The sequence below is a fragment of the Hymenobacter caeli genome (assembly GCF_013294115.1).
In the GTDB taxonomy this organism is placed as follows: domain Bacteria; phylum Bacteroidota; class Bacteroidia; order Cytophagales; family Hymenobacteraceae; genus Hymenobacter; species Hymenobacter caeli.
In genome coordinates this window covers 195,381-217,547 of sequence record NZ_JABSNP010000003.1, presented here as the reverse complement: position 1 = coordinate 217,547, position 22,167 = coordinate 195,381, and the positions used below count along the sequence as shown (strand labels likewise).

The 22,167-nt window shown below is 69.6% G+C and carries 18 protein-coding genes and 1 tRNA gene; 9 read left to right on the top strand and 10 right to left on the bottom strand.

Annotated features, from left to right (window positions below; all coding sequences use genetic code 11):
• The first annotated feature begins 23 nt into the window (after nt 1-23).
• Nucleotides 24-1,055 (top strand): glycosyl hydrolase, encoded by a 1,032-nt coding sequence (locus HNP98_RS04325; protein WP_173808824.1) that lies wholly within the window; start codon nt 24-26, stop codon nt 1,053-1,055.
• A 210-nt stretch (nt 1,056-1,265) separates the two neighbouring features.
• Here the strand turns inward: HNP98_RS04325 and HNP98_RS04320 are convergent, their stop codons facing one another.
• Together HNP98_RS04320 and HNP98_RS04315 are read right to left on the bottom strand one after the other, a co-directional pair.
• Nucleotides 1,266-3,596, bottom strand: a complete 2,331-nt coding sequence (locus HNP98_RS04320) for a sensor histidine kinase (RefSeq protein ID WP_173808823.1) — start codon at nt 3,594-3,596, stop codon at nt 1,266-1,268.
• Between the two features lie 101 nt (nt 3,597-3,697).
• Nucleotides 3,698-6,739 carry a CheR family methyltransferase gene (locus tag HNP98_RS04315; RefSeq protein ID WP_173808822.1) on the bottom strand — a complete coding sequence of 1,014 codons (3,042 nt, stop codon included), beginning with the start codon at nt 6,737-6,739 and terminating at the stop codon, nt 3,698-3,700.
• A 160-nt stretch (nt 6,740-6,899) separates the two neighbouring features.
• Here HNP98_RS04315 and HNP98_RS04310 point away from each other — a divergent pair, with 160 nt between their 5' ends.
• Complete coding sequence (locus HNP98_RS04310; RefSeq protein WP_173808821.1) at nt 6,900-7,916, top strand: chemotaxis protein CheB; 1,017 nt, start codon at nt 6,900-6,902, stop codon at nt 7,914-7,916.
• 26 nt (nt 7,917-7,942) lie between these two features.
• Here the strand turns inward: HNP98_RS04310 and HNP98_RS04305 are convergent, their stop codons facing one another.
• A complete protein-coding gene (locus tag HNP98_RS04305) occupies nt 7,943-10,594 on the bottom strand; it encodes a PAS domain-containing protein (RefSeq protein WP_173808820.1) in 2,652 nt (883 codons plus the stop codon).
• A gap of 163 nt (nt 10,595-10,757) precedes the next feature.
• Between HNP98_RS04305 and HNP98_RS04300 the strand changes: the two genes are divergently transcribed.
• Both HNP98_RS04300 and HNP98_RS04295 read left to right on the top strand, forming a co-directional pair.
• A complete protein-coding gene (locus tag HNP98_RS04300) occupies nt 10,758-11,063 on the top strand; it encodes a hypothetical protein (protein WP_173808819.1) in 306 nt (101 codons plus the stop codon).
• Between the two features lie 231 nt (nt 11,064-11,294).
• Complete coding sequence (locus HNP98_RS04295) at nt 11,295-11,909, top strand: DUF4468 domain-containing protein (RefSeq protein WP_173808818.1); 615 nt, start codon at nt 11,295-11,297, stop codon at nt 11,907-11,909.
• Between the two features lie 128 nt (nt 11,910-12,037).
• Here HNP98_RS04295 and HNP98_RS04290 read toward each other — a convergent pair.
• Nucleotides 12,038-12,110: transfer RNA gene (locus tag HNP98_RS04290), tRNA-Gly, on the bottom strand.
• A 96-nt stretch (nt 12,111-12,206) separates the two neighbouring features.
• Between HNP98_RS04290 and HNP98_RS04285 the strand changes: the two genes are divergently transcribed.
• Genes HNP98_RS04285 through HNP98_RS04275 form a run of 3 tightly spaced genes read left to right on the top strand, consistent with a single transcriptional unit; the run spans nt 12,207 to nt 14,181 of the window.
• Nucleotides 12,207-12,479 carry a hypothetical protein gene (locus HNP98_RS04285; RefSeq protein WP_173808817.1) on the top strand — a complete coding sequence of 91 codons (273 nt, stop codon included), beginning with the start codon at nt 12,207-12,209 and terminating at the stop codon, nt 12,477-12,479.
• A gap of 49 nt (nt 12,480-12,528) precedes the next feature.
• Nucleotides 12,529-13,074: a GNAT family N-acetyltransferase gene (locus tag HNP98_RS04280; protein ID WP_173808816.1), complete on the top strand. Its 546-nt coding sequence runs from the start codon at nt 12,529-12,531 to the stop codon at nt 13,072-13,074.
• A gap of 57 nt (nt 13,075-13,131) precedes the next feature.
• Nucleotides 13,132-14,181 (top strand): hypothetical protein, encoded by a 1,050-nt coding sequence (locus HNP98_RS04275; RefSeq protein WP_173808815.1) that lies wholly within the window; start codon nt 13,132-13,134, stop codon nt 14,179-14,181.
• A 150-nt stretch (nt 14,182-14,331) separates the two neighbouring features.
• Here HNP98_RS04275 and HNP98_RS04270 read toward each other — a convergent pair whose 3' ends face one another.
• From HNP98_RS04270 to HNP98_RS04260, 3 genes are all read right to left on the bottom strand, one after another.
• Nucleotides 14,332-15,150, bottom strand: coding sequence for a class I SAM-dependent methyltransferase (locus HNP98_RS04270; RefSeq protein WP_173808814.1), 819 nt, complete (start codon nt 15,148-15,150; stop codon nt 14,332-14,334).
• 140 nt (nt 15,151-15,290) lie between these two features.
• Nucleotides 15,291-17,486: a B12-binding domain-containing radical SAM protein gene (locus tag HNP98_RS04265; protein ID WP_173808813.1), complete on the bottom strand. Its 2,196-nt coding sequence runs from the start codon at nt 17,484-17,486 to the stop codon at nt 15,291-15,293.
• 238 nt (nt 17,487-17,724) lie between these two features.
• Nucleotides 17,725-19,191 carry a hypothetical protein gene (locus HNP98_RS04260; RefSeq protein ID WP_173808812.1) on the bottom strand — a complete coding sequence of 489 codons (1,467 nt, stop codon included), beginning with the start codon at nt 19,189-19,191 and terminating at the stop codon, nt 17,725-17,727.
• 198 nt (nt 19,192-19,389) lie between these two features.
• On the opposite strand from HNP98_RS04260, the gene HNP98_RS04255 reads away from it, so the two are divergent.
• Nucleotides 19,390-19,731, top strand: coding sequence for a four-helix bundle copper-binding protein (locus HNP98_RS04255; RefSeq protein WP_173808811.1), 342 nt, complete (start codon nt 19,390-19,392; stop codon nt 19,729-19,731).
• 208 nt (nt 19,732-19,939) lie between these two features.
• Here HNP98_RS04255 and HNP98_RS04250 read toward each other — a convergent pair whose 3' ends face one another.
• The 3 genes from HNP98_RS04250 to HNP98_RS04240 form a co-directional block, all read right to left on the bottom strand.
• Nucleotides 19,940-20,509 (bottom strand): helix-turn-helix domain-containing protein, encoded by a 570-nt coding sequence (locus HNP98_RS04250; RefSeq protein ID WP_173808810.1) that lies wholly within the window; start codon nt 20,507-20,509, stop codon nt 19,940-19,942.
• Nucleotides 20,510-20,513: 4 nt separating this feature from the next.
• A complete protein-coding gene (locus HNP98_RS04245) occupies nt 20,514-20,858 on the bottom strand; it encodes a hypothetical protein (RefSeq protein WP_173808809.1) in 345 nt (114 codons plus the stop codon).
• Between the two features lie 122 nt (nt 20,859-20,980).
• A complete protein-coding gene (locus HNP98_RS04240) occupies nt 20,981-21,574 on the bottom strand; it encodes a thioredoxin family protein (protein ID WP_173808808.1) in 594 nt (197 codons plus the stop codon).
• Between the two features lie 217 nt (nt 21,575-21,791).
• Between HNP98_RS04240 and HNP98_RS04235 the strand changes: the two genes are divergently transcribed.
• The gene (locus HNP98_RS04235) at nt 21,792-22,061 is read left to right on the top strand and encodes a hypothetical protein (protein WP_173808807.1); all 270 of its coding nucleotides are present in this window, start codon (nt 21,792-21,794) and stop codon (nt 22,059-22,061) included.
• The last annotated feature ends 106 nt before the right edge of the window (nt 22,062-22,167 follow it).

Sequence of the window (22,167 nt, the reverse complement as noted above, 5' to 3'; positions counted from 1 at the left end):
CACCCCCCCCAACCCCTTCGCCCATGAAGCCTTTCCGCTTGCTACTTGCCGGGGCCGCTGTTTTGTGGCTGGCCGCGGCCGGCCACGCCCAGGCCCCGCCCATCGACCCGCAGGCCACGCCGGAAGCGCGGCAGCTACTGGCGTACTTGTACAAGATTCAGGGCCACAAAACGTTGTCGGGCATCCACAACGTGCTGGGGCGCATGTCGGCCAGCAGCGACAAGGTGCACGAGCTGACGGGGAAGTACCCGGCGGTGTGGGGCGGCGACTTCGGCTTTGCCGACTCTACCCACGACATCGACAACATCAAGTACCGGCCGCTGCTGGTGCCCGAAATCAAGCGGCAGCACGCCCGCGGGTCCATCATCGTGCTCAGCTACCACCAGGCCAACCCGGCCATCGGCGAGCCCTGCCCGTTCGAGGGCGGCATCATCAGCAAGCTCACCGACGCGCAGTGGCAGGAGCTGCTCACGCCCGGCACGCCGCTTTACCAGAAGTGGGCCGCCCAGATGGACTTGCTGGCCGGCTACTTGCGGCGGCTGCAAGACGCGCGCATTCCGGTCATTTTCCGGCCCTACCACGAAATGAACGGCGGCTGGTTTTGGTGGGGGGCCCGGCCGGGGCCCACCGGCTACGCGGCCCTCTGGCAGCAGCTCTACGCCTACTACACCGGGCACCACCAGCTCCACAACATCCTCTGGGCCTGGACGCCCGACAAGCCCACGCCGGGCGTGGAAGCATTTTTTCCGGGAATTGATAAAGTTGATTTGCTGGGCACCGACATCTACCCCCGCAAAGACAGCGCCGCCGCGGTGTTCCCGCAGCGCTGGTACGAAACAATGCACCGGCTGGCCGCCGGCAAGCCCCTGGGCCTCTCCGAGCAGAGCCAGCTGCCCACGCCCGCGCAGCTGCGGGCCCAGCCCTTCGTGTGGTTCATGTCGTGGGGCAGCGGCGGGCTGCTCAAAGCCAACAGCGAGGCCGACGTCAAGCGCGTGTACGACGACCGGCGCGTGGTGAGCACCGACCAAGTGCCCGCCCGGCTGCGCGGCCAGTAGCGGGGGCTGGTTTTAGTTGCCAGTTGCTAGGGCCGTTTCAGCGTTGATGTACAGGCCGGCAACCGGTGGCGCGAACTTTGTAGTTCGCGTCCCCACGCCCGATGGATGACGCGAACGGCATGAGGATGTGAACGGCGCGGGAACGCGAACCACAAAGTGCACGCTACTATTCGCACTACTCCCTGACAACGAACAACTAACAATTGCCAACTAACTTGCCACTGGCAGGGTGATGAACACGCCCGTGCCGTGGCCGGGCCGGCCTTGCACGGACAGGGTGCCGCTCAGCGAGACCACCCGGGTGCGGATGCTGGCCAGCCCCAGGCCCGAGCGGGCGGCCGGGCTTTCGGGGTCGAAGCCCACGCCGTTGTCTTCCACGCTCAGGTGCACCTCGGGGCCCTCGCGGGCCACCTGCACGAACACCTCCCGGGCCTGGGAGTGCTTCATCACGTTGTTGAGCAGCTCCTGCACTACCCGGTACACGGCCGTGGCCAGGGCCGGGGCCAGGGGCGCGTCGAGGCCGTGCAGGTTCAAATCGACGGCCAGCTGGGCGGCGGGGACGCGCTTGGCCAGCTCGCCCAGGGCCACGGCCAGGCCAAAGTCTTCCAGAATGCCCGGCGTCAGCTCGAACGAGAGCGTGCGCGTGGCCCGGATGGCCTCGTTGACCAGGCCCTGGCCGGCCCGCACCGGCTCGGAAGTCGGCAGGCCGTCGAGGTGCAGGCGGGTGGCGTAGAGCAGCTGGCCCACGCCGTTGTGCAGGGCCTCGGCAATGCGGCGGCGCTCCTCCTCCTGGGTGGTGAGGATGGCCGCCAGCACTTCCTGCTGCCGCTGCTGCTGCTGCCGGGCGGCCCCCTGCTTGAGCAGCTCCGACTCGGTGACGTCGAGCGAAAACCGGACCCCTTCGCGGTAAATGGGGTCCCAGAAGCTGTAGGTGAGGAAGTAGGCGGGCCGCTCGGGGGTGCCCAGCGCCGCCAGGTGGCTGTCGCCCCGGCCCGCCAGCAGGCGCCGGAAGGACTCGGCTTCGCCCGGAAACACCTCGGCGGCCACCCGCCCCACCAGCTCGCCATCGGCCAGGCCCAGGCGGCGCAGGCCGGCCCCGGCCGAGCTGCGGTAGCGGCCTTCGGGGCCGAAGCGGGTCAGGATGACGGGCAGGTTTTGCAGGATGTGGTCGAGCAGGCGGTTTTTGTAGCGCAGCTCTTCTTCGGCGGCGTACAGGGCCGTCACGTCGCGCAACACGCCGGCAAAGCCCGTGAACTGGCCCTGCGCATTGGCCACCGCCCGCCCCGCCGCCGACACGTGGTGCACCGAGCCGTCGGGCCACACCACCCGGTATTCGATGGTGAGCGGGACGCGGGCGGCAATGGCCGCTTTGGCGGCCGCCCACACCCGGGGGGCGTCGTCGGGGTGCAGGCGCTCGCCCAGCATTTGCACCGGCACCGGCACGGGGGCGGGGTCGAAGGCCCGGCCGAACACGGCCTGCGCGCGGGCGTCCCACACCAATTGCTTGCTGGCAACGTCCCAGGCAAAAACGCCGGTGTCCGAGGCTTCCAGCGCCAGGTTCAGGCGGGCTTCGTTTTCCTCGAGGCGCTGCTGGCCGAGCTTGCGCTCGGTGACGTCGCGCAGGGCCACGTGCAGCAGCGGCTCGCCCGCCACCAGCACCGGGTTGAAGGACAGCTCGTCCCAGCGCGGCCGGCCGGCCGCGTCGTAGCGCCGCCACTCGTGGCGGTGCCAGCCGTGCGCCCGGGCTTCGTGGGCGCAGTGGTGCAGCGCCTCCCGCAGCGGGCAGCCGTCGGGCTGGTCGTCGGGCCAGAACCCGGCCAGGTGGCGGCCCAGCACTTCTTTTTTTTCGGTGGCCCCCAGCAGGCGCAGGGCGGTGGCGTTGGCGTCCACCAGGCACAGGCCGCTCAGCAGCACCAGGCCGTCGTGGCTCTGCTCGAAGGTGGCCCGGAAGCGGGCTTCGCTGGCGGCCAGCGCGTCGGCGGCCGCGCGGCGGGCCGTCACGTCGGCCAGGGCCAGGCGGCAGGCCAGGGGCCCGGTGGGGTCGGCGGCGGCGGCGGCCACCGCGCCCTCGAGCTGCACGAACTGCGGGGCGGCCCCCGCGGGGCGGTGCAGGGCCAGCTCGCAGGTGCGGCGCACGCCCGGGGCCGCCCACAGCCCGGCCAGGAACTGGGCCAGCGCGGCGCGCCCGGCCGGGGCCACGAACAGGGCCAGCCGCCGCCCCAGCAGCTCCTGGCGCGTGGCCCCCAGCAGCTGGGCGGTGTACAGGTTGAGCTGGGCCAGGGTGCCGTCGGGGGCCAGGGTGCAGTAGCCTACGGGCGCGAAGTCGTACAAATCCACGTACTGGGCGCGGCTGGCTTCGGCGGCGGCCTGGGCCAGCAGCAGCTCTTCGTACTGCATTTCCAGCTCTATCTGGTGGGTTTGCAGCTCCTGCACCAGGCGCTGGGCGTCGGCGGGCGCGGGCGGCACGCTGGCGGCCAGCCGCCGCCGCTCGGCGCGGGCCCGCAGGTCTTGCAAAGCCGCGTAGGGGTCGGGGCGGTTCATGGGCGGGGGCGGAGAAGAATGGCCTTGTGCGGAAACAAGCCCACTATATAGCTACCTGCTGGCCAACGCAAAACACCGCCCCGGGGTTGGGGCGGGCCCGCCTACCCGGCTTCGTCGAGCACCTGCACGCCCAGCAGCACGCGGCCGGTGGGCTGCCCCTGGTGCAGCAGGCGGCGGCCGTAGAGCACGGCGCGGCGGCGGCCCAGGCCGGCGAAGTCGGCCGTCAGCACCAGGTCGTCGAAGTGAGCGGTGGGGTCGGCGGCGGGGTCGAGCAGCCCGGCCAGCTGGGTCAGCAGCGCCGGCTGGTTCCAGGCCCCGCCGCCGATGGCGGCCAGCGGCTGGCCGCGCAGCGCGGCCGCCGGGGCCCCGAAGGCCGCGGCGAAGGCCTCGTTGGCCAGGTACACGCGCAGGTCGGCGTCGAGGGCCACCACGGGCTGGAGCACCGTTTCCTGGAGGCTTTTGGTGAACTCGGCCGTGTCCTGGAGCTGCGCTTCGAGGCGCTTGAGGGCCGTGATGTCGGTGAAGGTGACGACGGCCCCGTTGATGTAGTTGTCGAGCGAGCGGTAGGGCAGGATGCGCATCGTGTACCAGCCGTCCTGCGTGGTCTGGATGTTCACCTCCACGGGCACGAGGCGCTCGAGCACCCGGCGCACGTCGCGCAGCAGGTGCTCGTAGCGCAGGCTGGAGGCAAAGTGCGCCAGGGGCCGGCCCACGTCCGAGGGCAGCAGGCTGACGATGCGGCCCGCCGGCGGCGTGAAGCGCTTCACCACCATGTCGTTATCCAAAAAGATAATGGCGATTTCGGTGGCGTCGAGCAGGTTCTTCATGTCGTTGGCCGCCTGGCTCAGCTCCTCGGTTTTGGCCAGGTACTGCGTGTTCAGGGTCAGCAGCTCCTCGTTCAGGCTCTGCAGCTCCTCCTTGTTGGTCATGGCCTCCTCGTTGGTGCTTTGCAGCTCCTCGTTGGCGCTTTGCAGCTCTTCGTTGGTGCTTTTCAGCTCCTCCAGGCTGCTTTCCATCTCCTCCACGGTGGTGTGCAGGCGGTACCGGGTGTACTGCAGCTCCTTGTCGAGGGCGGCCACCGCGGCGTCGCGGTCCGGGCCGGCGGGGGCGGCGTAGTCCTTGGCCCGGCGCACCCGGCGCGGGGTGGGCAGGTCTTCGAACACCACCAGCAGCAGGCCGGCCAGGGCGTCGGGGGCGGCCAGGGGCCGCACCGTGAGGCGCAGCAGCTGCCGGCCGGCGTCGGTTTGCACGTGCGCTTCGTCCAGCACCACGGGCTCGTGGGTGTCCAGGGCCCGGTGCACGGCCCCGCGCAGGTCGAGGCGCAGCTCCTCGCGGGCCATCTCGAACAGGTTCAGGCCGCTCAGGCCGGGGGCGGGCTCCAGGTACTTGCCGGTGCGCCCGTTCACGTACTGGATTTCGCCCTTGGCGTTCACGACCACCGCCGGCGGGGTGTAGCCGTCGAGCAGGGTTTTCTGGACCAGGGCGGCGAGGGGGCCGCCCACGCGGTGGGCAAGGGAGGCGGGGGAGGGCACGGCGGGGGGCGCGGCCGGGGCCTGGCGCGTCAGGGCGAAGGGGAAATTGAGCAACCGCGTGGGCGACGCCGAGGTTTCGAGGCGCCGCGAGATTTTCCACTTCGCGTCCAGGGGCTGGAACAGGTCGTGGAAGCCGGTCAGGTTTTCGCTGGGGCCCAGAAACAGCAGGCCCCCGGGCAGCAGGGCGTAGTGGAACACGGGCAGCAGCTGCTTTTGCAGCTCCGCGCTCAGGTAGATGAGCAGGTTGCGGCAGCACAGCAGGTCGAGCTTGGTGAAGGGCGCGTCCCGGTTGAGGTTGTGCAGGGCGAACACCACCACGTCGCGCACTTCCTTGCGAATCTGGTAGCCGCCGCCCTCGGCCTTCAGGAAGAAGCGGGCCAGCCGCCCGGGGCTCACGTCGGCGGCGATGTTGGCGGGGTAGAGGCCGGCGCGGGCGAACTCGATGCCCTCGGCCGAAATGTCAGAAGCAAAAATCTGGAGCTTGAGGCGGCGGGTGGCGCTCACCGCGTCCAGGCCTTCGAGCAGGGTCATGGCCAGCGAGTAGGCTTCTTCGCCCGTCGAGCAGCCCGGGGCCCAGACCCGCACGGTGGCGTGGGGCTCTTTGCGCAGCAGCAGCGGCCGCAGCTGGGCCAGGAGGCTGGCGAAGGCCTCCGCGTCGCGGAAAAACTTCGTCACCCCAATCAGCAGCTCGTGGAAGAGCTGGTCCACCTCGGCGGAGTTTTCCTGCAAGTAGCGCACGTAGTGCGGAAACTCCTTGATTTGGTGGGCGTTCATGCGGCGCTCGATGCGCCGGAACATCGTGTTGCGCTTGTAAAAGCTGAAGTCGTGCCCGGTTCGGTTGCGGATGAGCAGGAAAATTTTCTGGAGCGCGTGGGCCGGCCGCGCGTCGGCCCCGGCCAGGGGCTCGCGCGGGGCGCGGGCCGCGAGCGGCCGCGCCACGTAGTCGAGCAGCTGGGCCGGCAGCTGGGCCGGGGGCAGCACGAAATCGACGAACTCGGTGGCCAGCGCGGCGCGGGGCATGGCGTCGAAGGCGGCCGTGTCGGGGGCCTGGGCCATCACCATGCCGAAGTTTTCCATCACCAGCTTCAGCCCCAGGCTGCCGTCGGAGCCCAGACCCGAGAAAATGATGCACACGGCCCGCTCGCCGGCGTCCTTGGCCAGGGTCTGGAGGAAGAAGTCGATGGGCAGGTGGCGGCCGGCCGGCTGGCTGGGCGGCAGCAGGTAGAGGCAGCCGTGCAGCAGGCTCAGGTCGTGGCCGGGGGGCCCCACGTACACGTGGTTGGGGCGCAGGCGCAGGCCGTCGGCGGCCTCGGCCACGGGCAGGGCCGTGCAGCCTTGCAGCACCTGGGCCAGCAGGCCGGGGGCGCCGGGCCCCTGGTGCGTGACGACCACAAACGCCGGGCCGCCGTCGATGGGCAGGTAGGCAAAAAACTGCTCCAGGGCTTCGAGCGAGCCCGCCGAGCCGCACAGCGCCACCACGGCGAACCTGTCGGGGGGCCCGCTGCCGGCCCGCGGCCGGGGCGTCACCGATTCGGCCGCGACGGGGGCCACGGCGGCCGGGTCGGGGCCGGCCCCGGGGGGCCCGTCGGCAAACGGTGCAAAAGGAGTCATGGGGGCAATAAAGTAAGCCCAACCGCAAAAACTGGCGGGATTGGCCCACAAATTTGCAAAGAAACGGCCACCAAACCGACCAGCTGTACGTATCTCCGGCTGGTTTGATTTACCCATCGGGGGCAGCCGCGGGTACCGTTTCATTTATTTCTCCTTCCCCGTGGCCGCTCCCTCGCACCTCATCGTTATCGGTACTTCGGCCGGCGGCATGCCGGCCCTCGCGCGGCTGGTGGCCCAGCTGCCCGCCGCGCTGCCCGCCGCCGTGCTCGTGGTGCAGCACCTTTCGCCCGACGCCGACGCCGAGGGCATCGTGGCCCGGCTGGCCGCCCGCACCGCCTTGCACTGCCAGGTGGCCGGCCACGGGGCCCCGCTGCTGGCCGGCCACCTCTACCTGGCCCCGCCCGACCGCCACCTGCTGGTGAAGGACGACCAGGTGCTGGTGACCAAGGGCCCGCTCGAAAACAGCTACCGCCCCGCCGCCGATGCCCTGTTCCGGGCGGCGGCCGTGGCCTTCGACTCGCACACGATTGGGGTGGTGCTCACCGGCATGCTGCACGACGGCACCGCCGGCCTGGAGTTTGTGAAGCGCTGCGGGGGCACGGCCGTGGTGCAGGACCCCGCCGAGGCCGAGTTTCCCAGCATGCCCGAAAGCGCCCTGCGCCACGTGGCCGTCGACTACGTGATGCCCATTGCGGGCATGGGGGCCCTGCTCGTGGAGCTGGTGGGCCCCGCCTGCGCCGCGCCGGCCAACCAGCTGGACATTCCACCCGATTTAAAAATAGAAGCGGCCATTGCCGAGCGCGTCGTGGGAGCTACCAACCAAGCCAGCAAACTCGGGCACCTGGTGCCCCACACCTGCCCCGACTGCGGCGGCAACCTCTGGAAGGTGACCCACGGCCGGGTGCCGCGCTTCCGCTGCCACACGGGCCACGCCTACACCGCCGACGCGCTGCTGGCCAGCTCGCGGCGCAGCATGGAGGAAACCATGTGGGTGGCCCTGCGCATGATGGAAGAGCGCCGGCACCTGCTGGCCAGCCTCGCCGCGCACGACGACCGCTACCAGACGGCCCGGCAGGACGAGCGCCTCGAAGACCTGAAGGTGCACATCAACCGCATCCGCGAATACCTGCTCGACGGCCAGGAAGACGCCCAGGAAGACGCCCCCGAAGCCGCGTAGGGCCGCCGCCCCGGCCGGCCCCGCGCCTACTGCCCCCCCAGGTACACCCGGAACGTGGTGCCCTCGCCCACCTCGCTTTCCACCTCGAGGCGGCCGCCGTGGCCCTGCACGATGCGGTTGACGAGGTAGAGGCCCACGCCGGTGCCCTCGGTGTGGGTGTGGAAGCGGCGGAAAAGCTGGAACAGCTCGCCCTGGTGGCGCCGCACGTCGAAGCCCAGGCCGTTGTCTTCCACCAGCAGCACCGGGGCCCCGTCCTGCACCCACAGCGAGAGGCGGACGCGGGCGGGCCGGGCGGGGTCGGCGTACTTGAGGGCGTTGCCGAGCAGGTTGAGCAGGACGATGCGCAGGTGGGCCCGGGGGTACGACACGGTGGGCCGGGCGCTGAAATCGGTGGTGACGCGGGCGCGGGCGGCCAGCACCTGGGGGTGCAGGGTGGCCAGCACTTCTTCGGCCAGCTCGGCCAGCGGCACGGCCTCGGCCGGGTTGGCCCCCTGCTGCACCTGGCCCACGTCGGCCAGGTCGTTGATGGTGAGCGTGAGCTGGCGCAGGGTGCCGTCGATGAGGTCCAGCAGCAGGGCCGCGTCGGAGCCCGCGGCGGCCGGCGCGGCGCGGCGCAACTCCTCAAACAGCCCCGTCAGGTTGTTGACGGGCTGCTTGAGGTCGTGGCTGGCGGCGTACACGAAGTTGTCGAGGTCCTGGTTGATGCGCTGGAGCTGGCGGTTGGCGGCCCCCAGCTCCTGGTTGCCGGCCTGCAGCTCCTGGTTGGTGGCGGCCAGCTCCTGGTTCAGGCGCTGCACCTGCTCGCGGGCCACTACCTGGTCGGTCACGTCGGTGGCCAGGGTGAAACACCCCGCCACGCGGCCGTCCTGCACGTCGGGCAGGTAGGCGGTGCGCAGGTGCCGGACGGCGCCGGCGGAAAACGTCATCTGGGCGTCGAACTCGGTGTGCTCGCCGGCCAGGGCCCGCTCCAGGTAGCCCCGCACGCTTTCGTAGCGCCCGTCGGTGGCGATTTCCGCCAGGGGGCGGCCGAGCAGGTCCGCCGGCTTCTGGTCGAACCAGGCCTCGTAGGCGCGGTTCGCGAACTGGAACCGCTGCTGCTGGTCGAGGTAGCCGATGAGCACCGGCAGCGCGTCGGTAATGACCCGCAGCTGCCGGGCGCTGGCCTCGCTGGCCTGGCGGGCCCGCACCTGCGCCGTCACGTCGAAGGCAAACACCAGCACCCCGTCGACGCGGCCCTGCTCGTCGTAGCGGGCCTGCTGGATGTAGTCGAGGTAAAAATCTTCCAGGGGCCCGCCCTCGTGCCGGGCCACCGGCACGCGGATGGCGGCTTCCTGGTGGGTTTCGCCGGTGGCGTACACCCGGCGCAGGGTGTGCCACACGGACTGGCCGGCCAGCTCGGGCAGGGCGTGCAGCAGGGGGCGGCCGGCCAGGCGGCGGCCCGGAAACAGGGCCCGGTAGCCGGGGTTCACCAGCTCAAACACCAGTTCGGGCCCGTCGAGGATGCAGACGGCGGCCGGGGCCTGCATGAACAGGCGGTGCAGGCGGGCCCGCTGGTGCTCGGCTTCGGCCCGGGCCGCCTGCAGCTGGGCGGTGCGGTCGGCCACGCGGGCCTCGAGCTGCTGGTTCAGCTCGCGCAGGGCCTGCTGGGTATGAAACAGCTCGACGTTGTTGGCCCGCACTTCCTCGTTGGCGGCTTGCAGCTCTTCGTTGGCGGCGGCCAGCTCCTCGTTGGCGGCTTGCAGCTCTTCGTTGGTGGCGGCCAGCTCCTCGTTGAGCTGGTTGGTCTGCTGCTCCTTTTCTTCCACCAGCTGGCGGGCCCGCACCTGCTCGGTTACCTCCATGGCCACGTTAACCACGCCCAGCACCGACCCGTCGGCCGCGTACAAGGGCTGGTACACGAAGTTGTAGTACGTGGTCGTGAGCCGGCCGTCGCGCCGCAGCCGGGCCGGCACCTCGTTGCCCACGAACGGCACCCGGGTTTCCAGCACCCGGCGCAGCAAGTCGTCGAAGCCCTGCCCGCGCAGCTCGGGCACGGCTTCGAGCAGGGGGCGGCCCAGCACCTGGGCCGGGGTGTAGTCCCACAGGGCGGCCAGGGCCCGGTTGGCGGCCGTAACGCGCAGCTCGGGCCCCTCGAACAGCCCGATGGCCACCGGGGCCTGGTCGATGAGTTCCCGGAGCTGGTTGCGCTCGCCCGCGGCGCGGGCGGCCTGCTCGCGGGCGTCGGCTTCGCTTCGGGTCGGTTCAGCGGGCGGGCGCGGGTCGGCTTCGGGGCCGGCGAAGCTCACCAGTAGCCCCTGCCCCACCCGGCGGGCGGCCAGGCAGTGGTAGGGATTGGGGCCGGCGGGGCCGGCGGGCGGGGAGCGGAATTCGCGCGCCCCCGGCTGCCCCGCCTCGAACACGTCGCGGCACAGCTCAAACGCCCCGCCGGGCGCGGTGCCGGGCCCCAGTCCGCGGGCGGCGGGGGTTGGGCGGGCCGGCAGCCCCAGCCGGCGCTGCGCCGCCCCGTTGAGGAGAGCGAAGGCGAACTCCACGATTTCGCCGCCCGCCCCCCGCACGGGCTTGCACAGGGCAAGGCCGGTCGGCGCGGCGTCGAACAGGCCGGCCAACAGGCCATCGAGCGGAAAATCCGCCAGTACGTCGGCGGAAAAGACCGGGGCAGCAGCGGCAAAATCGGCCATGGGCAACGTCGGGGGTTGGTGAAGAGCAGCGCGGGCACGGCCCGCCGGTTGTTTTTCCGTTAACCGGCCGGGCCGCCATTCGTGTACGCGCCCGCCCCGGCCAAGTGTCCCAATACTGGCACGAAGTTCCGAACTTTGTTGTCGTACACAACAAATGCCTGCCATGAAGCCCCCCAAATTCCACGAAGGCCAAGCCGTGGTGTGCGTGAACGACGATTTCAGCGTGCTGCTGGCCCAAAACCCCCACATCCGCGTGCCCCGGTCGGGCCCCACCTACCACGTGCGCGAGCTGTACGCCGTGGGCGCGGCCTGGGGCCTCACGCTGGCCGAAATCGACAACCAGGGCGTGGCCCCCGGCTACCCCGAGGCCAATTTCCACCAGGACCGGTTTGCCCCGCTGGAAATGATGCCCGACGAGGCCCTGGCCGAGCTGCTGGCCGAGTCGCTGGAGCTGCAGCCCGCCCGGTAGCCGGTGGGCCCCGCCCCGCTTGCCACGCGCCCTCGCCGCCCAGCGAAAACCGGGTTAAGACATAGAAGGGTTAAGAAGCTGCTTGAGTTAGCTGAGGAGTAAGGCCATTTTATTAACTCCAACGGCTTCTTAGCAGTGGCCGGTTATTCGTCGCCGGTTTTGGGGCCAGCTTCCGTGGGGAGCGCGCGTTACGCGTGCAGCACGGTTTGCGCCGAGGCTGTATTTTGGGCCATGAAATACGCCTTCGTCCTCTTGCTGTTAATCGGTGGCTGTCCGCGGGCCGGGCGGGCACAAGCGCTCTTGCCCGATACGCTGCGCTACCAACAGGTGGTGCCGGTGCCGGGCCGCTCGGCGGCGGACCTGTACGCCCGCGCCCGCGAATGGGCCGTCCTCACCTTCGACGACGCGCACCAAGCCGTGCAGCTCGACGATTCCACGCGCCACCTGCTGCTGGGCAGCGGCTACACCCAACTGCAAGTGCGCCGGCCCAACGGAAAACCCGGCCCAAGCGCGCTGCTCTGGTGTCGGTTCCGGGTCGAAGCGCGCGCGGGCCGCTACCGGGTTGAATTGTCGGGGTTTGGCGAACCCTACAGCTTTTCCAGCCCGTCGGATTCCCGCCTATCGCCGGGCGAACTCAACCTGTGGGTGCGGTCCGGGTACGCCACGCAAGCCCTGAGCGAACGGCACTACCGGCTGAGCAGGGGGTTCGCTGGCATTTGGTACCCGAACAGCTCGTACCCGAGCCTTGAGTTGGAAAAACGAGTCAGAGCGGCCCTGGACGAGGCGGCGCAAGCCCTTCTCGCGGGGCTTCTCCAGATCGAAACGGCACCCCCAGCCACCTGGTAAAAGTTCGCTCACAGAGGGGCAGGGCCTGGATACCGGGTTCAAAAGGACACTTATAAAGTATGCCCTACCGTATGCGCCAAAAGCAAAACAGCCCCGCAGATTTGCATCTGCGGGGCTGTTAAGCAATGAGCGAGAAACGAGGTTCGAACTCGCGACCCTCAGCTTGGGAAGCTGATGCTCTACCAACTGAGCTACTCTCGCGGGGGTTGGCTGGGGCAAAAGTACGGCGGGGCGGGCAATTGGCAAGCCCGGCCCGGCAAAGAACCCGCCCCGGCCGGGCGGCGTATGTAACAGCCTATGGCCAATGTCATGCTGTCGCCGGCCACGCGCCGCTTGTTGGGTTGGATGTTTCTGTGGACGGGCCTGCTGCTGGGGCTGGGCCAGCTCATCCGGCTCGGCATTGCCGCCTACGCATGGTCGCGCGAGGGCATCGAAGGCAGCCTGGAGGTGGGCCTGGTGCTGCTGTACCTGCTGGGCTTGGTGGGGGCCGGCCTGCTGGTGCGCTACGGCCGGCGGCTGCTGCGCGGCGGCCGCCTCGAAGACGGGCCCGCCAAGGAAACCATCCTCTGAAGCCCCGGGGCGGGGCATTTGGCCGCCGGGCCCGACCTTTGCCCGCCTTATGTCTTCTCCCCTCCGCATTGCCCTGGCCAAAGCCAACGCCGCCACCGCCGCCCAGCTGGCCGAGCTGGGCCGCCAAACGTTCCACGACACGTTTGCCGCCACCAACACGCCCGCCGACATGGCCGCCTACCTGGCCGCAAACTTTGGCCCTGAGTTGCAGTTGGCCGAGTTGCAAGACCCCGCCAACACCTTTCTGCTGGCCCACGTGCAGGGGGCCCTGGTGGGCTACGCCAAGCTGCGCGAGCCCTCGGCCCTGGGCCTGCCCGACGGCCAGGACCCCACCGGCCGCCTCGAAATCGAACGCCTTTACGTGGCCGAAGACTGGCTGGGCACCGGCCTGGGCGCGGCCCTGATGCGCGCCGTGCTGGCCCTGGCCGAACAGCTGCACCATTCGGCCGTGGTACTGGGCGTGTGGGAGAAAAACGACCGGGCCCGGGCCTTTTACCAGCGCTTCGGCTTCCGCCAAATCGGGCAGCACCCCTTCCAGCTGGGGCAAGACCTGCAAACCGACCTGATTATGCGCAAGGGCCTGGCCGGCCGCTGACGCGGCGCCCCCCCGCGCCGGACCGGGCCTCTCGGCGGTCCGTGCCTACTTTTGGCCGTGCCTGAATCTTCCTTGACACGCTTGTATGCCCGCGCCCGGCGGGGGGCCCGGTGGCTGGCGCTGCTGGCCGCCGCGCCGTGGCTGCCCGCCTGCCAGCCCGCCGCCGACCGCGCCGCCCCGCCCCCGCCGCCGGTGGGCCACTACGCGGGCACGGCGCAGCTAGCCGGGCTGGCCCTGCCCGTGGCCCTGGAGCTGCGCCACCCCGCCCCCGGCCACTACACCGCCGAGCTGACCGGGGCCCCGGCGCTGCGCTTCGTGGCCGACACCGTGGCGTTTCTGAACGGGCAGCTGCGCCTCGTGCGCCCCGGCCGCCCCGGCGAAGTGCTGGCCCTGGCGCTCGACGGCGACTTCTGGCGCGGCACGCTGCGCCTCGATTCGGCACGGGCCGCCGTATTGCTGGTGCGGCGCGGCCCGCCCACGCCCACCGCGTACCGCGTAGAAGAAGTGCCGCAGGCCCAGGGCTCGGCCTGGCTGTTTGCCCCGGCCGACGTGCAGACGGTGGGCCCCGGCCTGGCCCTGCTGCCCGATGCCGTTACGGGCCCCTCGGCCGCCACCTGGGCCGACGCCCTGGCCCGCGAAGGCCTGGCGGTGCTGCTGCTGCCCGCCGCCGACTCGGCCGGCCCCGCCACCGCGGCGGCCCAGCTGCGGGCTGCCCGCCGCCTGCTGCGCAACACCGCCGGCGTGGATACCGCCAACCTCGGCATTTGGGCCACCGGCCCCCGCGCCGACGCCGCGGCGCTGGCCCTGGCCGCCCCTTGGGGCCCCAGCATGGCGTTCTTCATTGTGCAAAACGCGCCCGCCGCTGCCGCCAGCCGCGACGCCTACCGCGCCCTGGCCCGCCAAAAGCTGCCCGTGCTGGGCCTGTACGGCGGCAGCGGAACCAGCAGCGCCGCGGCCGCCGCCAGCTTGCGCGGGGCCCTGCGCAGCCCCGCCGTGCGCACCTACCGCACCGCGGGCCCCGACTTACTGGTGCCCGGCCCTGGGGGCCCCACCTTCGCCCCGGGCCTGCCCGATGCGGTGGTGCAGTGGCTGCCCCGCCCGCAGTAGGGGCCCCAAAGTCGTTTCAGAGCGAGTGCGATGTAGCGCGAACTTTGTAGTTCGCGGCTCTCGCTTCGTCCTGCCGGTTCATCGTTGGGCGACTGTTCAGAGCCGCGAACTACAAAGTTCGCGCTACATCGCACTCGCTCCAGCAATGCGCTATTGCGGCAGCTCCACTGTTACGCGGTGGGCCAGCGGTGGGGTCCAGGGGTTGGGCGGGGCAGCGGGCAGCGGGTGCGGACTGTAAATAGCGCACAGCGAATGACTTACCTGATACAGGTGCCCGGCGACGGCGACGGGCAGGCCGGCGAGCAGGCCGGCCAGTACTTCCCAGCGCGGGGCCCCGGGCTGGCGGCTGGCGTCGTGCCACACCACCACGGTTGCGGGGCCCACGAGGTGCGCGAACACGCGGGCCGTGTCGCGGCGTACGGCGTCGTGGTGGTGGTCGCCGTCGATGAAAATCAAGTCAAATAGCCGGCCCAGGCCGGCGAAATCGAAGGTTGCGGAGTTGCCGTGCAGGTGCGTCACGTTGGGCCAATCTTTCGAGAAAAACCCGTGCGAGTCGATGTACTCATCTGGCAAGCCCAAAGCCCGCATCTCGGTGGCCGAGAGGTTGAGGGTGTGGACCGACGCGGCTACGGCGGCCACGTTGGCCGCACTTTCGCCCCGCCAGGTCCCGATTTCAAAGTAGCGGCAGCCGGGGCGCTGCCGGGCCAGGCCGCGCAGCAGGGCCAGGTCGGTGGGCAGCGAGCCGCCGTCCTGGAAGGCGAAGGGGGCCACGGTGTCTGCCCCGCCGGGGGGCAGAAAGTGGCGCAGCGGCACCACGGGCAGGCCCAGGGGCCCCACGCCCCAGCGGGCGGCGTGGGCCAGGGCCTGCCGCTGCCAGGCGGCGGTATCGGCGGCCAGCACGCTGTTCAGCAGCCAGGGGTTACGGGCCAGGCGGCCCAGGGCCCGCAGGGTTTTGGTGATGCGCGACATGAATGGGCGAAGCTAGCAGGATGAAGCGCGAACTTTGTGGTTCGCGTCGCTGCCCGGCTTGGCGTTGCGCGGTCACCGGCAGGACGAAGCGAAGGCCGCGGGCTACAAAATTCGCGCTACAGACGCGCTACCGGCCCAAGCTACAGCAGCAGCAGGCCTTTTTCGCGCAGCAGCTGCCAGGCGGGGCTGAGGAGGAAGGCGTCGAAGGGGCCCGCGGCGGCGGGAAAAGTGGCGGCGGCTTCCTTGAGCAGCACTTTCGTGTCGTAGTCGTGGCTGAGCTGCACCAGCAGCTCGTGCAGCCAGCGGCCGGCGGCTTCGGGCGCTTTCACCTCGAAATCCTCGGCTTGCTCGTAGCAGGTGAGGACGGCGCGGGTGCCTTTTTTGCCGGCCTCCACGCGCAGCTCGGGGGCGTTGCCGAGCCAGAAAAGGCGCTGGTTTTGCTTGGCGAAGTCGGGCTTCTCGGGGGCTTGCAGGGCCTGGGCCACCAGCTGGCGCGGGGTGGTGGTTTTGGGCGTTTTGAAGTCGAACCAGAAGCCCAGCGGCTCCTCCAGGGCCACGCCGTGGAGGTAGTTGTAGAGGCTTTTGGCCAGGCCGGGGCCGAAGGCTTCGTGGTCGGTGCCGAGGGGGTCGTCGTGCCAGAGGTCGTTCCAGGCGAAGCCGGCGGGCTCGGGGCCCACGGCGGCCACCTGGTACTTGGCCGGGTTTTTCCCCACCGGCGAGTGGGCCGTCATCGAGAAACGGTGCCAGTAGCCGCTCTGCACCACGCCGGCGGCAAACAGCTGCCGCACAACTTCCAGCGAATCAACGGTTTCCTGAGCCGTTTGGGTGGGGAAGCCGTACATCAGGTAGGCGTGCACCATGATGCCGGCCCGGGTGAAGCCGTCCGTGACGCGCGCCACCTGGGCGAGGGTGACGCCCTTTTCCATCAGCGCCAGCAGCCGGTCGGAGGCCACTTCCAGGCCCCCCGAAATGGCGATGCAGCCCGAGGCGGCCAGCAGCCGGCAGAGGTCGGGCGAGAAGGTTTTTTCGAACCGGATGTTGCCCCACCAGGTGATGGCCACGCGCCGCCGGAGCAGCTCCACGGCCAGGTCGCGCAACGCGAGGGGCGGGGCGGCCTCGTCCACAAAGTGGAAGCCGGTCTGGCCGGTCTGGGCGATGATTTGCTCGATGCGGTCCACGAGCAGGGTGGCCGGCGCGGTTTCGTAGCGGCTGATGTAGTCGAGCGTGACGTCGCAAAACGAGCAGCGCTTCCAGTAGCAGCCGTGGGCCACGGTGAGCTTGTTCCAGCGGCCGTCGCTCCAGAGGCGGTGCATGGGATTCAGCACTTCCAGCACCGAGAGGTAGTCGGTGAGGGGCAGGTCGGAGTAGTCGGGCGTGCCCACCTCGGGGTGCGGCACGTCGGGGTGCGGGTGGTTAACGTACTGAATATCACCGGATTCGCCGCGCGAAAACGTGCGTTGCAGCTCGCCCTGCGGGATTTTGCCGGCCCAGAAATCGAACAGGCGCAGCCAGGGCCCCTCGCCGTCGTCGAGGGTGAGGTGGTCGATGTAGTCGAAAAAGCGCGGCTCCTGGATGGTGCGCAGCTCGGTGTTGGGGTAGCCGCCGCCCATGATGGTACGCGTCGCGGGGCGGGTTTGCTTGATGCGCTGGGCCAGGCGCAGGGCCCCGTAGAGGTTGCCGGGAAAGGGCACGGTGAAGCCCACCACGTCGGGCTGCGTGCGCGCCAGCAGCGCGTCCAGCTCCTCCAACAGCAAGGAATCCAGCAGGTTGGCGGGCGCTTGCAGGGCCTGGTGCAGGGGCTCGAAGCTGGTGGCGGAGAGGGCCAGCTTTTCGGCATAGCGCGAGAAGCCGAAGTGGGGGCCCACGGTTTCCTTGATGAGGTCGGCCAAATCCTCCAGGTACAGCGTGGCCAGGTGGCGGGCCTGGTCGGTGAGGCCCATGGTGCCGAAGGCGGTTTCGAGGTCGGCCACGTTGTCGAAGCGGCTGGCTTCGGGCAAGAAGCGGCCGTGGCAGATGCGCGGGGCCAGGGTCAGGTCCTTGTTTTGCAAGAAGCGCACGACCGGCGCCACGGTGGCCAGGTAGCGGTTCTGGAGCCGCAGCATCCTTTTCGCGTTGTCGCTGAGGGCGAAGTCGCCGGCTTCGATTTCGGCAAAAACCCGCTTCAGCCCCTCCACCGAAAACAGGCGCAGCACCAGCGCCAGGCCCAGGTCGGCCTGCGCCACGTCGTAGCCGCGGCCCTTCAAAAACCCCTTGATGTAGGCCGTGGCCGGGTAGGGGGTGTTGAGCTGCGTGAGCGGCGGGGTGATGAGCAGGATTTTGGGAGCAGCGAGCGACACGGTAGCCTTCAACCCGGCCAGGGGCCCCCGGGTTCAGTGGCCGCAAAGGTCGGGCAGGAATGGCGGGCGGTGGTGGCGGGCGGGAACGGGCCGGGCTGCCGGCTTTTCGCCGGCTGCCCGGTAATCGCTGCCTTGTAGCAATGGGTGCCCGGGGGTCCTAAACGGCCGTTCAACTTGGCGCATTGGCGCAACGATCAGCGGGCAGCCGGCGAAAAAGCCGGCAGCCCGCCCCGTGCGGTTACATTTTCATGCCGCTCATTTTGCCCATGCTCATCCAGGGCGCGTTCAGGCGCACGTACACCGAGGCCGAGAGGGGCACGTCGCCGTGGAGTGAGCGCAGCGCGGCGGCCGGCACGTAGCCGGTGAGCTGGCCACCGATGTGCACCTCGGGGCCCCGAAAGTCGTCGGCGGTGAGGCGGTAGCTGGCCCCCAGCGTGAGGGCGTGCACGTTGAAGACCGAGAAGATGGGCTGGTCGGCGGGGCCCTGCAAGTAGTAGCCCAGCTCCTCGCTGTCCTTCTGCACGAACTCGTAGCGACCATAAAAAGTGGGGCGGCCCAGGGTGAGGTTGGTTTCGGCCAGCACGGCGTGCTCGGGGTGGGCGGTGTGGCCCTCGTTCATGCCCCAAACGAGGGCCGAGGCGATGTAGTGGCGGGCATCGCCGAAGTTGTGGCTGTGCAGGATGCTGGCCGTGGTGCGGGTCACGTTCTCGTCGGGGTGCAGGTCCTCGGGGCTTTTGATGAAGGCGCGGCTCACTTGCAGGGCCAGCTCGCGGCTGGGGTTCCAGTTCAGGCGGGCGGCCCAGGAGTCGGCCCGGGGCTTGTCGAAATTGTAGCGGTGCTCGTCGGGCTCGCGGCCGGTGAAGTTGCTGCCTTCCAGCTTAAACTGCTTATAGCGCACGCCCAGCGTGGCCACCCCGAAGGCGATGTGCGTGGCGTCGGTCCAGTGGTGCGAGAGGGGCGCGTCGGGGTTGGGCATGGCCGAGAGGCGGTGCATGAAGGCCACCGGCCCGATGGCCGGCTCGCCGGGGTAGCCCAGGTACAGGCTCACGTCCACGTCGTGGCTCACGGCGTGGGTGTAGCCCACGCTCAAGCCCGAAACCAGGTCGTGCGGGTGCTGCTTGTCGATGAGCGGCTGGCCCTGGTAGCTCTCGCCGGTCTGGAACAGCAGCGGGTAGCCGCCGCGGGTTTCCGTCAGCGGGTCGAGCGACATCATCAGCGTGAGGTTCAGCAGGCCGTGGGTGCCCACGTTGCGCTGGGCCATGGCCATGCCCCAGTTGGGGCCGTCCACGGCGCTGGCGTGGCCGCGGCCGTTGCCGTGGTTGAAGTTCTGGCTGGTGTAGCGGCCGTAGGCCCCGCCGTGGGCCATCACCATCCAGGGGCCCTTGTGGGTCATCCACATATACATGGGCGTGGCGTCGGGCTGCCAGCTGGTGGCCGAGCCGTTGCGGTTCATGGGCAGGTTGCGCGAAGTAGCGGCCGACATGGTATAGCCACTGGGTTCGCCCGTCATTCCACCCTCAAGCACTCTGGTATTCGCCTGGTGGTGAGCTGTATAGGTTGGCACGGTGGGCATCGGCATGCTCATGCCCGGCATGGTGGTTTGGGCGCGGGCGGGGGCTGTACCGAAGGCCAGCAGCCCGGCGGCCGTCAGCAAAGTAGCCGTGCATTTAGCGGCCCGGGGCGCAGCAAGTAGCGAGATATTCATGGCGTTAAAACGCCGGGGCTCCCCGCTGGGTTTGCGGGCAAACCTACACTATTCGGCGCTCCGCCAACAGCATTATGGGACAGGCCCCGAATGGTGTTGGGTTTTAGCAGAATCCTGCACGGCCCGCCCCGGGCCGCCCCCGTAAAACCTATTAACCGGCACGTGCCGGTTTTCCACACTACTTATCCACCATTTCCGATGGCCATTTCCACCGCCCCCCGTCCCGCCCACCAAGACGTGCTCGATGCCCTCGCCCGCTGCGTGGCCGCCTGCGAGCACTGCGCCACCGCCTGCCTTGGCGAAGACAACCTCCAGATGATGGTGCCCTGCATCCGCCTCGACCGCGACTGCGCCGACATCTGCCGCCTCACCGCCGCCTTCATCGCCCGCGGCTCCGACCACGCCCCGCACATTCTCAAGGAGTGCATCGAAATCTGCCAGAAGTGCCACGACGAATGCGCCCAGCACCAGCACGCCCATTGCCAGGCCTGCGCCGCCGCCTGTCAGGCCTGCCTGGAAGCCTGCAAATCGTACAAGTAGTTCAGGCGGTGGTCTAAACCGGGGTGGTCCGGCGACTTTTTCTGTCGTCGGGCCACTCTTACTACCGCGTCTCCGGGCATCGTAAGAGTGGCCCGACGAAGCCCTTCGGGCAATTCGCCGGACCACCCCGCTATAGTCAATAACCCTATAAAAAGGGGCCCCTGCCAAACCGGCAGGGGCCCCTTTTTGTAGGCATAAAACCGGTACGCTACAGCGCGTCCAGCGACACGCGGGCGGGCAGGGCCAGGCGGCGGAACTCACTGACGGAGTGGCCCGTGACCTGGCGAAACTGGTTGCTCAGGTGCTGGCCCGAGCTGTAGCGCATCTGGTCGGCAATCTGGTTCAGGGTAAGCTCGCCGTAGCTGAGCAGCTCCTTCACGTGCTCGATTTTGAGGCGGATGAGGTACTTCTCGATGGTGAGGTTGGCGGTGCGCGAAAATACCTTGCTCAGGTGCGAGTAGGTGGCGGCCAGGCGCTCGGTGAGGAAGGCCGACGTGGTGAGCGGCGAGCGGGCCGTGCGCAGGTGGTCGAGGTAGTCGGCGAGCAGGGCCTTGATTTGCTCGGTGAGCTGCTCGGCGCGGCCGCGCAGCAGCTCGAAGCCGGCAGCTTCGAGCAGCGGGGCCACGGTTTCGGGGTCGGCGGGGGTGGCGGCGTCCAGCTCGGCGGTGCCCAGGGTCACGGCTTTGGGTTTGTAGCCGGCGCGCTCCAGCAGGTTGTGCACGGCTTCGACGCAGCGGGGGCACACCATGTTTTTGATGTATAGCAGGTTCGTAGACATAGAGCTAGCGTGTTGAAGGCCGCCTTGCGGCGGCGGTGGAAGATGCGGAAAGAACGGCCCCCCGGGCCGGGGCCGGAGCCGGGCGGGGGCGCCGGGCCGCCGGCGCGGGCGACGCCGAGGCCCAGCCGCGCCCGAACCAGTGCCCGGTGGCCCAGTTCACGAACGGCACCACGGCCAGGAAGGTGACGGCCAGCAGCCAGAAAAACACCAGAAACGCCGGGGCCAGCCGGCCAAAGAAATGGCCGTCGGCCCCGAACACGTAGCCCACCAGGGCCAGGGCCAGCCCCAGGCTGGCGGCGGCCAGCACCCCCACCCGCCGCCACGGCCAGGTGGCCAGAAAACGGGGCATACGTGGGCGCGACGGCTGGGGCATGGGGAGGGAATGAGCAGGTGAAATTAACGGAAATTTCTAAGAACCGCGGGGGCCCGGGCCGGTGCAACGCCCCCGGGCCCCGGAATAGTGCCCGGAGTCTATGCCAACAAGGCCAGCAGCTCGCGCTGCAACGACTGGCCCTGGTCGGCGGCGTACCACTCGTTCATCTGGCGCACGATGGCGGCCGTGGGCTGCGCGGGGTCGGCGTGCAGGCGCTGGGCCAGCGCGTGGGCTTCGGCCGGGCGGGGGCCCCACTCGGCCACGGTTTCGCCGGTGGCCGCGTCCTGCATCACCAGCTTGGGAATGCTGTTCTTGCCGTCGGTTTGGTGGGCGGCCATAAAATCGGGGTGGTCGGAGCGCAGCAGCACGTGCAGGGCCACGCGGCCACCGCTGCCCTCGGCCAGGTGGGCCAGCAGGGGCAACTCGTGGGCAGTGTCGCCGCACCAGGCCTCGGCCAGCACCAACCAGCGCTGGGGCGCGGCCAGGTGGCGCAGGCGCTCCACCAGGGCGGGCAGCAGCGGCAGGGCGTAGGCGTGGTCGAGGTGCTGCTGGTTTTGCTCGGTGAAGCGCACCAAGGCGGGGCCCTGGTCGGGGCCGGTGGTGCGGTGGGCGGCGGCCAGCGCGCCCACCAGGGCCCGGAATTCGGCGTAGGCGTGGGCCGGGGCGGGCAGGGCGGCCATAGAATCGGACATCGCAAAAAGAGGAAAGGCGGAGAAACCGCGGGAAACCAAAGCCGCAGCGAACGGCCCGCGGCCCACGCGGCCGCCTTCCTTTAACCCAACTCCCGGCCAGAGGTTACGTTTACCGGCGCACCGGGCCGGGCCGGCCCGTAACTTTGCCCGCGCCGCGCCCAAACGCGGCCCCCGGCCCCGGGCTTTTCCGCGGCCGCTTCTTTATTCTCCTGCCCCCATGACGACCCTTCTCCGCCCCTTCCTACTGGCCACCGCCGTGGCCGCCGGCCTCGGCCTCAGCGCGTGCAGCGACTCCCACAAGTACGGGTCCACCAACGTGGAAGACGGCTCCAACAAGCACATCGACGGCGAGCAAAACAACGTGGGCGGCGACTCGGCCGTGGCCGGCCTGCGCCGCCCCGGCACCGGCACCCCCAGCCAGGAGCAGGGCTACGACAGCGCCGACGTGCGCACGGACCGCAACCACGACGGCAAATCCGATAAGTAGCCCATCATTTAACAACTATCATTTAACAACTGGCCTGCAAAGCCCTGCGCAATGGCTTGGCTTACCGCTGGTTGTCAGCTGGTTGTTGAATGTTGAATGATAAATG